The organism is Paenibacillus amylolyticus (assembly GCF_047302515.1).
Lineage (GTDB): Bacteria > Bacillota > Bacilli > Paenibacillales > Paenibacillaceae > Paenibacillus > Paenibacillus amylolyticus_G.
The window spans coordinates 2,818,982-2,832,851 of the sequence record NZ_CP168019.1; the positions used below are offsets into that span (position 1 = coordinate 2,818,982).

Genomic DNA, 13,870 nt, shown 5'->3' on the forward strand with positions numbered 1-13,870 from the left:
TAAATCATACAGAGTCCGATTTCAACTTTTGAATTCAGTCATCCTCATTTCTACCTGTACATAGCAAAAAAACCGCGATCGTCGCGGTTTCTTCTTGGTCCATATTAAGGGAACTTCAATTGAATACGGACAGGAATGCGGGAGGATAACCCACTCTCCTTGCTGCCTTCTTCTGCCTGCTCTGTTTCTTCTGCTTGTACGATCCACTGCCTGCCAATTAACGATTGTAGCAGTTCAATCTCTTGTGAGGTCAGATGAATATGCTTCAGTGACAGTTCATCTTGAACGTAATCCCGATCCACCTTACGGTCAAACCGGAAATCGAGCAATCGTTTCAACCCGTTAATATGCAAAAACTTGAACTCATAACCCTGACGTATCGCCTTTTCCCAATCGTCTCCGATATCATCTGCTGTCTGTAGTCTTTCATCAAAATCCATCGCGGATTCCTTAACCAGAGGCAACAAACGGGAATAGTCTCGACGTTGTAAACATTCAATAATCACTTCTTTTGATTCCCCACTTGTCAGAACATTCTCTACAAGAAGCCCTACAGGAATGGACAGCTGAGTTCGACTCATTGCTCGCCCTCCTCATTCCCGAGGTACTGATTGAACCAGGCATTCACCTGTTCGAAGCTATCGATCCGAAGTGAAGGTTTACCGCTTTTCAGCAAACTGTGGTTGGAACCTGGATAACGAATCAGTTTGGTCTTTTTGCCATATCGTTTCAGCGTAGTATATAATTCCTCCGCTTGCGCAATCGGTGTCCGATAGTCCTGCTCTCCGTGCATGATCAGAAGTGGCGTCTCAATGTGATGTGCATGGGCAAGAGGTGAACGGGACCACAGGAATTCAGCGTTTTCCGCCGGATTACCACCAATGACTCCCTCGACATAGGAAATTCCGATATCACTCGTTCCATACATGGACAACCAGTTGGAGATACAACGCTGGGTTACAGCCGCCTTGAAACGGTGGGTATGCGCTACAATCCAGTTGGTCATCACTCCGCCATAACTGCCACCCGCTACACCCAGACGTGATGCATCAAGGAAATCATATGTAGCCAGGGCATAATCAACAGCTTCCATCAGATCCCGGTAATCCCCTCCGGCAAAGTCACCACGGCAAGCTCTGGCAAACTCCTGACCGTATCCCATACTTCCGCGAGGATTGATCCACAGCACAGCATAACCTTGTGCAACGAGTGTCTGCATCTCATGACTATATGTTCCCGTATACATTGCGTGGGGTCCACCATGAATCTGCAAAATCAGTGGCAGTTTCCCATTGGTGTCACGTATTGCCGGTGTGGCTAACCAACCTTGAAGCGGCCATCCATCGGAAGACTTAAACTCTACACGGACTGGCACATTTACAGCCAATTCAGCCATGAATTCATCATTTCGCCGGGTGAGTCTGAACATTTCACCACTGTCGATATACACACGATATAACTCTCCAGGGTGTTCAGCAGTCAACGCAGCGATTACCAGCGACGAACCATCTGGCGCTAAGGTATACTGATACACATCCTTTTCACCAGCGCCCGTCACAGATTGACAATTCCCATTATCTTGAATACGGTACACATCCACATTCCCGTTCTGCGTCCCAAGTACATATACACCACGTTCCGGATGCTTATTATCCGAGATAGGAGAAGGTGACGCACCTGCCGACTTCATATCTCCAAGCGCCGCGTTACCCATCTGCATATCTAATTGAGGTGCAATTATCCTGGGTACACCCCGCTGAACGGGGACAGCGTATAAGCTGTTGTGGCTCCCGCTTCCATACTCACGATCACTGGCGATCAGGATCAGCTGCTGCCCGTCGGACGAATAGGAGAATTGGCTTATCGCCAGACTGGAATCCGTCACTTTGAACAGATCACTCTCTCCCAATCGAACGCTGTATATATCCGTAAAGTACAGCAGATCCGCATCAAGTTCCTCATCCTCTACTTGCTTCGAAATGAAAGAAAGCTGCAGGCTATCTGGCGACCACGCCGGAGCACTGATATTCCATAGCCCGGAAGTCACCTGCGTGATTTCCCCGCTTTTGATCACATATACAAACAAATGGCTGTATTGACCATCCCACCAGCCAGACCCTTCCGCCTTCGGCGTTGTACGCTCAAAGACTTTACCTCGCAGCACAGGTACTGGCTCCTGTTGGAGGTCTGCTTTCTTCTTCTGTTGGTCCTCCGGTTGCACCTTGCTGGTAAACGCAATGTACTCCCCGTTCGGAGACCAGATATAACTCAATATTTTACGTGCGGGAGATATCAGCATGACAGGCTCTTTTTGATCTGAATGGAGCGTCCATAGTCCTTTGCCACCATCCACTGAGCGAATGAATGTGAGCTGTGTGCCATCCGGCGACCAAGCAGGTGAGGAATCTTTTGTTCCATCCGAAAGTGCAATATCTTCATCACCATCGAGGGAAATCCCTCGAATTTGCGTGTTATATTCGTTTTTATCCTGATCTATGGTCTGTTCCACATAAGCCACTTGTCCGTTCAGACTGATTACTGGCTGACTAATCCAACGATAGTGACTCAGATCCTCCGGCATAATTGGTCTTTGATTCATAATGATGGCTCCCTTCTCCGTTTATTTATGGGTTGTCTCCGTACGTGGATCAAGCACATCACGCAGCCAATCTCCAAGGAAAATAACACCGAGTACGGTAAATGTAATGGCTAGTCCCGGGAATGTAGCGACCCACCAGCTTGTTGCAACGTATTGTCTGCCATCACTGAGCATCCCTCCCCAGGATACATCGGGTGGTTTGATACCCAGTCCCAGGAAGCTGAGTGAAGCTTCCATAATAATCGTTGTGCCGACATTCATACCGCAGATGACGATAAAGGATGAAAGGATATTCGGTAGAATGTGTTTCAAAATCAATCTTCCATTCTTCGCGCCAATCGATCTGGCCGCATGAACAAAATCACGCTCTTTGATACTAAGAACCTCACTTCTTACCACACGGGTGAATGGAACCCAGTTCGTCACCCCGATAACAAAGATCAACGTTGTAATACCCGGGCCAACAATCGCCATCACAACAAGCATGAACAGAATAGTCGGAATCGCCATGAATGCATCACCTACACGCATGATGACTGCATCCAGCCATTTCCCGTAGAATCCGGATACCAGCCCCAGAATCGCGCCAATGATTCCTGACACAATCACGGCACCCATCCCCACGATCAATGAAACTCGGGCACCATATACAATTCGACTCCACATGTCTCTGCCGAGATTATCGGTACCCAGCCAGTATTCGGCAGTTCCGCCCTCAAGCCATGCTGGTGGTTTAAGTCGGCCCAGCGGATTCACCGCTGCCGGATCATGACTCGTCAATAGAGGTGCACCTATGGCAATTAACACAACCAACAACACAAGCACAGCACCAAACATTCCGGTCTTGCTGATGATCAGTTGTTGCCAGATATAACGAAATCCCGTTGGTGCACGCCCATTGTCTTGTTCCTGTTCTGTACCCGGAATTGGCATTTCATTGCTGCCTGTCATATGATTGCACCTCCTTCTAGTCGTATTTGATGCGCGGATCGAGCAGCCTGTAAGCTACATCCGTCAAGATGTTGATTACCACAACGATAAAGGCAATGACAAACACCGCAGCCTGTACAATCGCCATATCATGTGTGTTGACTGCAACGACCAGCAACTGACCCAGTCCAGGCCAGGAGAATACCGTTTCCGTAATCAAAGTGCCCCCGATCAGACTTGTAAACTGCAAACTCATAATTGTTACGACCGGAATCAATCCGTTCCGAAAAGCATGTTTTACAATGACAACCATTCGGCCAAGCCCCTTGCTGCGAGCTGTTCGAATATAGTCCTGGTTGAGAATCTCCAGCATGCTGGAACGAATCAGTCGGGTCATCTGTGCAGCCAGTCCAACGCCAAGTGTGAATGCCGGCAAGATCAGATGTGACAATCCTCCGCGACCGGATACCGGCAATACGCCCAGCATGACGGAGAACAAGAGGATAAGCATAATCCCCATCCAGAAGTTTGGCATCGCCTTACCAATAACGGATATTCCTGAAATAATGAGATCAGTAAACGTATTACGTTTGACAGCTGAAATGACTCCAAGTGGCACAGCCATAAGTACAGCAAAAAACATGGCGGCTACCGCCAGTTCAAAGCTGGCAGGCAATCTCTCTAGCACAAGCTCTAGCGCAGGCTGATTGTAGCGAAAAGATTGACCAAAGTCTCCCTGTATCGCACTGCCCAGAAACTTCACATATTGCGTATATAAAGGCTGGTCCAAACCAAGTGCCTGCGTCAAGACAGCACGATCTTCAGCGGTAGCTGTTTCAGGCAACATTAGCGCAACCGGATCACCGGTGACTCGAACCAAAATGAACACAATTAATGAAACAATGAACAGCACCGGAATGATCTGCAGTAATGACTTAAGTACGTATTTGCCCATTCCTTGTTCACCTCCCTTTTAAAAAAGAACGGCAGGAACATGGTTATCCAGTCCCTGCCGTTCACGGCCTATCTTTTCAATGACCGGTGTTATACCCGATGTTACTGTGCAACAGGTGTAATCTCGTCAGCATAGAACATCTCGTCACTGCGTGGCGCGAAGTTCACTTTAGCATTTGTTCCGTAGACACCTTCCATTTGGTACAGATATACGGCTGGGCGTTCTTCAGAGAAGATCTGTTGTACTTGCTGATACTCTTTCTCACGAGACGCAGGGTCCATGTTCACCAATGCCGATTGAAGCAGTTTCTCTACTTCAGGATTGTTGTAATCCGACTCGCCTTTTGCTTCTTCCAACATATAACGATTGTAGTTGTTCGAAGCATCGAACAAGGAGTTACCAATACCAATCATGAAGATTTCTTTGAATGATTTGGAGCTGTAACGTTCACTGAATGCACTTGCTTCCAGGACATCCAGGTTGATTTTGAATCCGGCTTGTTCAAGCATTGCTGCAACAACTTCAGCCTGTTCTTTGTACTGTGCGGAAACGGAGATGGTCATCTCAGCTTCACCTTCCGCATAGCCAGCTTCTTGCAGCAACTGCTTGGCTTTTTCTTGATCATAAAGTGACGTTTTGTACAATGAAGGATCAGCACCGAAGTTGCCTGGTGTTACGGATGTGCGGGTTACGATACCTGCTCCGCCAGCAATGCTGTCCACGATTCCTTGTTTGTCGATAGCCAGGTCAATCGCTTCACGTACTTTCGGATCAGCCGTGATGCTGCCTTCTGTCTGACGGAAGATCAACTGAAGCACACGTTGGATTGGCGCTTTGACAATCTTTTTATCTGCTTCGCCTTCGATCCGGGCAATGTCAGTGGACGGAATGGAAGAAGCCACATCTACACCACCAGCAAGCAATTCGGATACCCGTGTGGAGGCTTCAGGAATAACGCGGAATACCACTTCATTCCATTTTGGTTCACCGTCGAAGTAGTTCTCGTTTTTCACCAGTTCCACACGATCATCTTTGGTCCATTTACTGAACTTATAAGGGCCTGTGCCTACCGGTTGTTTCAGGAAAGCATCGAATCCTTTATCTGCAATATATTTTGCTGGCAGAATGCCTGCTCCCATTTTGGACAGACGATTCAGGAGCAACGGATCTGGACCATCCGTGATGATGTCTACGGTATAGTCATCTACCACTTTAACTTCTACGATATTTTTGAAATAACTGTTTTGTTTCAGTGTCTCGTCCTTGGCTACGCGCTCCAGCGTGTATTTTACATCTGCTGAAGTGAATGGATCGCCATTGTGGAAGGTAACACCTTCACGCAGCTTAAATCTCCACGTTGTATCATCGACTTGATCCCATGATGTCGCAAGTCCCGCAACTTTCTTCTGTTCACTGTCATTTTTGATCAGATAATCAAAAACGTTGACCAGAACCGCCTCACTGGAAGTATTGTTGTTGTTGTGCGGATCGAAACTCTCAATATCGGTTGCCGCAGCAACGGTCAGTGTTGTACTTGCGCTTCCACTGCCCGTTCCTTCTGTTGCGGAACCATCATTTGTGCTTGTCGATTTTCCTCCGCAAGCGCTGAGTACCATTACGACTGCCAGTAACGTGATCCACAAGCCTGTCCATTGTCTTTTTTTCATTGTGATTGCTCCCCCTCAGAAGTTGTATTCCGTGCCAAAAATTCAAGTGCTACTGCGGACAACATGCCCACACCATAAGGCATCGCTGTCTCATCAAGATCAAACATGGGATGGTGGAGTGGATAGCGAGTACGTTCCTCATCATTCCCAGATCCTAGTCTGAAAAACACACCCGGAACCTGTTCACAATAAAACGCGAAATCCTCGCCCCCTGTGGAGGGTTTGATATAAGTCCATCCCTTCTCCGCATTAACCTGATCACAAGTCTCTGTTAGCAGGTCAACCATGCCGAGATCATTCACGACAACAGGGTATCCATCGCCGTAGACAACTTCGCATCCAGCTCCAAAAGAATCACAGACCCCTTTAACAACCTGCTCGATCAATGCTGGCATCCGCTCGCGAATGGCAGGTGAGAGTGTACGAACCGTACCGATCATCTCCACTTCGGGGGCGATGGCTGTTCCCATATAACCTCCCGTGATTTTGCCAATCGTGACCACAGCCGGTTCAAGCGGATCGACCATGCGACTGACGATATTTTGCAATGCGGTGATGACCTGAGCAGATACCGCGATTGCATCAATACCCTCATGCGGACGAGCTGCGTGGCCTCCCTTGCCAAACACCTTGATAATCAAGGGATCAGCTGACGCGAACGCAACTCCCTGACTTACACCCAAGGTTCCCGTGTTCTGTCCAGGTGTCATGTGTAATCCTGCGATGGCATCAACCTTTGGATTCTCCAGAACACCGTCCTGGATCATGGCTCTTGCACCTGCAAGTCCCTCTTCTGCTGGCTGGAAAATAAATTTGATATTGCCTGATTTCGGTCTTCCAAGGCCAGTAAGCAGTTGGGCGGCTCCCATCAGGATGGAGGTGTGAGCGTCATGTCCACACAGATGCGCTTTGCCTTCCACTTGCGAGCGGTATTCCACCGCTTTTTGATCCTGGATGGGCAAGGCATCCATGTCTGCGCGCAAAGCAAAGGTTGGTCCATCTGTCTCTCCGCGAAGCAGGCCTGTAACCCCGGTCTGTCCGACATTGCGTGTAACTTCCAACCCCTGGCTTTCCAGATGCTCAGCTACGATAGCGGATGTGCGATGCTCCTCATAACCGATCTCCGGATGCTGATGTAAATCTCTGCGCCAAGCACTTAACTGGGCTTGTAGTGGCTGAGCCAGCTGTATTAGTTCTGAACGATTCATTCGCTGTCATTCCCTTCATTTTTGTCCGATTCAGAAACCAAACGGGCATAGATTGCATCTGCCGAGAATTCGATATGCCTTTTCATCGTCTCCTTAGACTTGGTGCTATCATGGGCTTTCAATGCTTCAAGAATCTCCATATGTACACCGTGGTTGACGGTACGTATCCGGTCATCATAAGGCATTAGGTCGAGCGCCGGATTAATTTTGGTCCGGATCTGTCTGACGGCTCTCTCGCAGTATGGATTCCCCGAAGCCTTGGCGATGGTCAGATGAAATTTCACATCCAGCGCCCTGAACCATTCCCTTGTGCAGTCTGGCTCTATACTTTGTTCCATGTAACCCTCAAGCAACTCCAGTTCGCCTGCGGTGATCCGCTCAGCAGCGAGAAAAGCTCCCTCCGGCTCGATGATGGTTCGATATTCAAACACCTTCAGCATCTGTGACCAATCCCGTTTAATTTCTTCTCTGGTCCGTTTATGCGAATTGGCTGTCAGAGGCAGTACAAATGTTCCACCTTTGGCACCCACCCTTTTCTCAATCAAGCCTTTCTCTTCCAGTGAAGAGAGTGCCTCACGAACGGTAATCCGGCTTACGTTAAATATCTCTGCCAGATCTCGCTCGGCTGGAAGCTGTTCTTCACTCATTAATTCTTTCAAAATAATGGCTTCTTCCAGTTGTTCCCTAATGAATTCACTAACCTTTTTGGTGGATACTTTCTCAAAACGAAATGAAAACGTACTGGACATCTAAACACTCCGATCTGTATATGGTCTAGACCTTATACCATTAATATAATTCCGACTAAACTTATATGCAATACTTTTTTTCAAGTAAATTCATATTTTTTTCTTACCACCTCCAAATTAAAGCATTTTGGCAAAAAAAAGACGCATCTACACGCAGCAGATGCATCTTCGCTTTCGTTATTCTCCTCTATAACTTCTTATTGGCAAAGGGTCTGAAATCCTCTGTAACCGCAAGTTTTTTGCTTCCCTCCAGGTAAAAGCTGTCATCCGCTCTCCAAGTATGACTCTTTTTGTTCTGTCTGCGGTGATAGACATAATTATAAGGAGAGGTTGCGTACGCTTTGAATCCTTTTTTCCTGCATTGTCTCAGGAAGGTCACATCTTCCCCTATTGAACGGTCCGTGAAGCGGACTTTTTTCAAGATCTCTCTTTTGAATAAAATAGTGCCCCCTTGTACAAATTCAACCGGTTTATTTTTTTCAGCAGGAGATCTGACCAGCAATGTCTTGGATGCGCCTAAATAGACGAGGCAAGAATGTTTGCCCACAATATCACTTTTGGTCCGTCTAAGTTCTCCCACCTGTTCTGTTAAATAATACGGCGAATAGTAGTCATCATCATCAAATTTGGCAATCAACGAAAAGCGTGCCCTTGTCATGCCCGCGTTCAGGCTTTGTCCTAGGGAAATGCTCTCCGGAACTTGATATACATGAACATTGGCAAGATTCCGAACCCGGTTTTGGTATAATGCCAGATTCATACTGTCATGATTCAGGACAATGATCAGTTCTTTGCTTTTATAACGCTGCCGACTGTAATTTTGCAGGATGTTGTCAAAAAATTGTGGCCGATTGGTACATACAACAATGGAAACACCATGACCCGTTTTGTGTTTAGTCAAGACATACCCTCTTTTCAGCTCATTTTTCTCTCATCATATGTGCCGAAATAGAGTCTGGTATGGACCAATAGCTAGTATCCAAAACACCAAAAACCCTCTGTCCCCAAATAACAGGACAAAGGGTTTTGTAATCTATTTTTTATGTCTGTTCTATGCTTCACTACCGTTATTCAAGTACACAGCCTTGCCTGTGCGAGCAGATTCATAGAGTGCTTCCAGGATTTGAGATACAACGAGTGCTTGTTTCGGTGTAACGACTGGCTCCTGATCGTTCTCGATTGCTTCAATCCACTTTCTCATCTCAACATCCGGTGCGCTCTCGCTCTTACCATCGTAGAAAGCTACCCCGCCTGCACTCAGTTCAATCTCATTTGTGTATAGACGGCTGAATTTCTCACCATTGATGCGCAGTCCGTTCTTCATGTCCGCACCCGCTTCGCTGCCGCTCAAGCTACATTTCGCCTCATCCACATCCAGTGAGTTCAGTGCCCAACTGGATTCCAGCATGATCGTTGCCCCATTCTCCATCACAATCATGCCAAAGGCCGAGTCTTCTACGGAGAATTGTTTCGGGTCCCAAGGACCCCAGGCATTGGCCGCATTTTCACGTTGTGAAAGCTCATGATAGGTCGTGCCCAGAACAACTTTTGGTTGATAGTTATCCATCATCCAGAGCGTCAGATCAAGTGCGTGCGTACCAATGTCGATCAACGGACCGCCACCTTGCTTCTCTTCATCCAGGAAAACACCCCATGTTGGTACTGCTCTACGTCTAATCGCATGTGCCTTTGCAAAATAAATATTACCCAGATCACCAGCTTCGCACACCTTCTTCAAATACTGACTGTCTTCTCTGAAACGGTTGTTATATCCGATGGTCAGTTTCTTGCCGGTACGTTCTGCCGCTTCCAGCATGAGCTGTGCTTCAGCAGATGTCTTCGCCATTGGCTTTTCACACATCACGTGTTTCCCCGCTTCCAGGGCAGCAATAGAAATCTCGGCATGAGAAATATTCGGCGTAAGTACATGCACAATGTCCAAAGACTCATCCTTAAGCAATTCCTGATAATCCGTGTAGACTTCGGCTTCAGTAGTGCCATATTTCTGCTTGGCTTCATCCGCACGTTCCTGAACGATATCACAGAAAGCCACCAGTTCAACATTATCTAATTTACTCAGACTCGGCAGATGTTTGCCATTCGCGATTCCACCACAGCCAATAATTCCGATACGATATACTTTACTCATATATATTCACCCTCACTTAAGTATTGGTTGTTTCATTTTACGAAAAGCCGACGGGGTCATCCCCAGACGTTTGCGAAATACAGCATGCAAATAGTTGGCGTTATTGAAACCTGAAGCGAGAGCGATCTGTTCAATGGATACGTTACTTTCCTCCAGATTGCGGCACACGGCGCGCAGACGAATATCCTCCAGTACGCGGCTGAACGGCATCTCCGGCTGTACTTGGTAGAAGATTCGCTGCAATTGTCTGCTGCTAATATGAAGTTTCTCAGCTACATGCTCCAGCGTCACCACTGTAGTGTGATTCGCCTCCATATATTGCACTGCATACTCATAGCGATATACCGACATATCCCGCACAGGGGCTTCCGGTCGATTCCCCCCGGTGTCGTATGCTCGCACGGTTTTGAGTAATATGCTGATAACCAGTTGCTTGATCGACGTATAATAACCTAACAATTTTAGATCACATGCCTCGTAGGCTTCCAAAAAACAATGCATTGCACGATGATAATCATTCACCGGAGTAAGCGGAAGCGTTCTCAGCTTTTCCATCGTTTCCTCTGATTCTGCTGCTTCCCAGGGATCGACATGTTCTCTTGGCTTGTGAACGATATCCACATGAAGACATAGTTCATCCATGTCCTCTTTGGCATCAGCCTCCTGATAATGAACGACACCCGGTCCAGTCAAATACAGCATACCTTCCGAGAGTGCATGTGTCTGATCATCCAGAATAACTTTACCTTTACCTCTCGGGATAAAATGAAACTCAAACTCCGCATGATTATGGAAATCCACAACTCGGCCCGCTGGAAAAGAAGTCAGATGAAATCGCATCACGCGAATCTCATAATGTCCCCATACCATTAGAATATCCAGTCTCTCCAGGAGATCCTGCCGTTCAAGCATTTTCTCATAAGGATACAGGCTCAAGATTGCACACCTCCTTAATAAAAACTAACCCTTCAACTCTTTCAGCGTAATTCTGCGCCCTTCTTTGGCAGAGAGATTCGCTGCTTCCATCAAACGGGTCAGCTCCATAGCGATCTGCACGTTTTCAGTTGCATCCGTATCATTCTGTATATGTGCAACCCATTGATTGAATGCGCTTTCTCTTTGGTCTGCCAAAGGAAGTTCAGTCCACTCTTGATACTGTCCCTGTGCTGCTTTCGTGCGAATCAATAGCTTTTCTTCGGGTGTTCCGTACAGAATTGTACTTTCCGTACCGTGAACCTCAATCGTAAATGGAGAATGGCTGTTCACAAAACCGGCTTCAACAACGCCGACTGCTCCAGAATCCGTAAACAAGGTTGCAACGGCATTATCTTCCACTTCTTTACCTGTAATATATCCAAAGTTCGCATTAACCGCTGTTACTTCCTGACCCAGAAACAGTTTGGCGAGATACATTGGATGACAGCCCAGATCAATCAGCGCACCGCCCTGACAATCCTTCAGATCATAGAAGTGTTCAGGCAACCAATTGGAAATTGCTCCATCATGCGATAAACGCGCTCTAACATAAGTTACTTTGCCAAGTAATCCCTGGTTAAGCACATCCTGAATCTTTAGCGTGTATCCTGCATTCAGACGTGGTAAGGAGACCGTCATTTTGACCTTGTTGGCCTTTACCTCATTAAGGATTCTGTTGGATTCCACCTGTGTCGACGCAATAACCTTCTCTGTGAAAATGTGTTTACCTGCTTTTGCAGCAGCGGTGATCACTTCTTCGTGAATGCGGGTTGGCGCATCTACAATAACGGCATCGATGTCATCCTTGGCCAGCATATCTTCGAGTGAAGCATAGAATGGTACGTTTAAACGTTCAGCCGCTTCCTGACCACGCTTGGCATCTTCATCCCATACAGCGGCGATGACTGTATCCTCATGTTCCTGTGCTTGCTTGATGTAATCCCATGCGTGAACATGCCACAAGCTAATTTTTCCAATTCGAATGGTCACTGTTGTCTTACCTCCATACTATATAATATTCTGACATTTATCTATAAGTTATCACATACTTAATCTATTTTTAATAGAAACTCACGACAATAAATATATAAAATCACGACATGTTCAACCTCTTTTAAAATCATTCAGTTCAATCTCTTATCGTATCTTCCGACTTATATGAGCTATACTCATCTGATCATGAGCACTTCTCTTCACCTTTTTATCGAAACGCAAAAAAGCGAAACTCCGTAAAGGAATTTCACTTTAGTTATCAGTTAAGAAAAAAATCTTATAAAATTAAGGGCTACGGCGTACAGTTTCACTGTTTAATAAATTAACGTTTTGATCATTAATTGAAATTGTATGGTTATCAACCCATTCCAAGTCTACCTGATCCGTTTTTCCCTCATAATAAAATACTCTTTTAAACCAAAGTGGGCCTTTTAATTCCCCCATAACGCCAAACGATCCCATGGCTCCAGCGTCAGTTTTATAGAAACTTATTGTATAGTGCTTATCTGGTGAATGCGTAGTCGTAAGTAATTGTTTGTATCCAGAAAATATCGATGTAAATGACAAAGCACCCAAAAGGATGAAGATCAATACTAAGGATAGAACCGTTGAGATCCAACTTCTTACCTTCGTAGACTTGTTCAAATTATCTTTGAAACCAAGTATAGCTATAGCTAATACTAAAATAGAAAGAATTAGAATTAAATAGTTAGGAGGACTAACTAGCCATTTATTATTCATATGAGAATATAGTGAGTACATCGAAACAAAGTACAAAATCAGGACTAAAAACAAAGCAATCCAGCTCATCTTTTTCACTAAAATTGAACCCCCTCTTCTCACTTAGGTTATGTATGAACAGTCAAACAGTCAACGGAATAAATCATTTTTCTACTGAATAATATGTATGTTCACTTACTCATCACTTTTTTTACATACTTTTCTGCCTTGTAATCTTTTCGAACCTCATGTAACGTGTTGCTATTCGCTTCCGACCAGGATTCAAGGATCATCCTCGGTTCCTCTTCAATAATATCACGCGCCTCAATCATATCACCGTCTCTAAAAGCCTCAATCACATGAATCAAGTCAGTTCGATCAATTAACTTTACAAAGTTAATACCAGCTAATGTCTCACACGACTCTGTGAAATTGGATGAAGTAATTACGATTGCTTTTTTAGCCTTGTAATATCTCATACAAGAAAACACCTCTTGGACAGCGCTGATGCCAACTGGATACTCTATTGAGTATCGCTTTGCTTGGATGACATTTCTAACACCTTCCCGATCAGTGAAAACTACGTCAGCACCAAAATCGCGACTTCCTAAAGTTTTATAGACCCCTGAATATCCCAACTCAATTAATAATCTGTACAAGTACATCTCGAAGCCAGAGCCATCCTCCATCCTGTCTATATCAGCGATAGTAATAGCCTTTAAGTCGTAATTCTCCTCATAAAGCACCGCTGATCTCTTGTGTTTACGTGTCAAACTCAGAATCCAAAGGCTAAGTACAATAATCAATACTACGAATAATACAAATAAAATATAGTTCATTTGCTCTACCTCCATTACAACAAACTAGCACAATAATACCACATTTTTCTATATTGGAAATTAATTATTTTATTGGATAAAAAGAA

The 13,870-nt window shown here is 45.6% G+C and carries 13 protein-coding genes; all 13 read right to left on the minus strand.

Going from position 1 to position 13,870, the window contains the following annotated elements:
- Positions 1-104 precede the first annotated feature (104 nt).
- Entirely contained in the window at positions 105-581 is a 477-nt protein-coding gene (locus ACDJ59_RS12050; protein ID WP_413409099.1) for a hypothetical protein, read from the minus strand.
- Positions 578-2,599 carry a S9 family peptidase gene (locus tag ACDJ59_RS12055; protein ID WP_413409100.1) on the minus strand — a complete coding sequence of 674 codons (2,022 nt, stop codon included), beginning with the start codon at positions 2,597-2,599 and terminating at the stop codon, positions 578-580. Before ACDJ59_RS12055 ends, ACDJ59_RS12050 begins: the two co-directional genes overlap by 4 nt.
- Positions 2,600-2,620: 21 nt before the next feature.
- Positions 2,621-3,550, minus strand: coding sequence for an ABC transporter permease (locus tag ACDJ59_RS12060; RefSeq protein WP_036670788.1), 930 nt, complete (start codon positions 3,548-3,550; stop codon positions 2,621-2,623).
- 16 nt (positions 3,551-3,566) lie between these two features.
- The gene (locus tag ACDJ59_RS12065; protein WP_017688654.1) at positions 3,567-4,484 is read right to left on the minus strand and encodes an ABC transporter permease; all 918 of its coding nucleotides are present in this window, start codon (positions 4,482-4,484) and stop codon (positions 3,567-3,569) included.
- A gap of 101 nt (positions 4,485-4,585) precedes the next feature.
- Positions 4,586-6,151: an ABC transporter substrate-binding protein gene (locus ACDJ59_RS12070; protein ID WP_036608267.1), complete on the minus strand. Its 1,566-nt coding sequence runs from the start codon at positions 6,149-6,151 to the stop codon at positions 4,586-4,588.
- Positions 6,148-7,359 carry a M20 metallopeptidase family protein gene (locus ACDJ59_RS12075; RefSeq protein ID WP_413409102.1) on the minus strand — a complete coding sequence of 404 codons (1,212 nt, stop codon included), beginning with the start codon at positions 7,357-7,359 and terminating at the stop codon, positions 6,148-6,150. The genes ACDJ59_RS12070 and ACDJ59_RS12075 overlap by 4 nt, the downstream gene beginning before the upstream one ends.
- Complete coding sequence (locus tag ACDJ59_RS12080; protein ID WP_413409103.1) at positions 7,356-8,108, minus strand: FadR/GntR family transcriptional regulator; 753 nt, start codon at positions 8,106-8,108, stop codon at positions 7,356-7,358. The genes ACDJ59_RS12075 and ACDJ59_RS12080 overlap by 4 nt, the downstream gene beginning before the upstream one ends.
- Before the next feature lie 187 nt (positions 8,109-8,295).
- Positions 8,296-9,009, minus strand: coding sequence for a glycosyltransferase (locus ACDJ59_RS12085; protein ID WP_413409104.1), 714 nt, complete (start codon positions 9,007-9,009; stop codon positions 8,296-8,298).
- 150 nt (positions 9,010-9,159) lie between these two features.
- Positions 9,160-10,257, minus strand: coding sequence for a Gfo/Idh/MocA family protein (locus tag ACDJ59_RS12090; protein ID WP_036608277.1), 1,098 nt, complete (start codon positions 10,255-10,257; stop codon positions 9,160-9,162).
- 12 nt (positions 10,258-10,269) lie between these two features.
- Positions 10,270-11,193: an AraC family transcriptional regulator gene (locus tag ACDJ59_RS12095; protein WP_413409106.1), complete on the minus strand. Its 924-nt coding sequence runs from the start codon at positions 11,191-11,193 to the stop codon at positions 10,270-10,272.
- Between the two features lie 24 nt (positions 11,194-11,217).
- Positions 11,218-12,222 carry a Gfo/Idh/MocA family protein gene (locus ACDJ59_RS12100; RefSeq protein ID WP_413409107.1) on the minus strand — a complete coding sequence of 335 codons (1,005 nt, stop codon included), beginning with the start codon at positions 12,220-12,222 and terminating at the stop codon, positions 11,218-11,220.
- Positions 12,223-12,510: 288 nt separating this feature from the next.
- Positions 12,511-12,966 carry a DUF5412 family protein gene (locus tag ACDJ59_RS12105; RefSeq protein ID WP_413409109.1) on the minus strand — a complete coding sequence of 152 codons (456 nt, stop codon included), beginning with the start codon at positions 12,964-12,966 and terminating at the stop codon, positions 12,511-12,513.
- Positions 12,967-13,136: 170 nt separating this feature from the next.
- The gene (locus ACDJ59_RS12110) at positions 13,137-13,784 is read right to left on the minus strand and encodes a restriction endonuclease (protein WP_413409112.1); all 648 of its coding nucleotides are present in this window, start codon (positions 13,782-13,784) and stop codon (positions 13,137-13,139) included.
- Positions 13,785-13,870 lie beyond the last annotated feature (86 nt).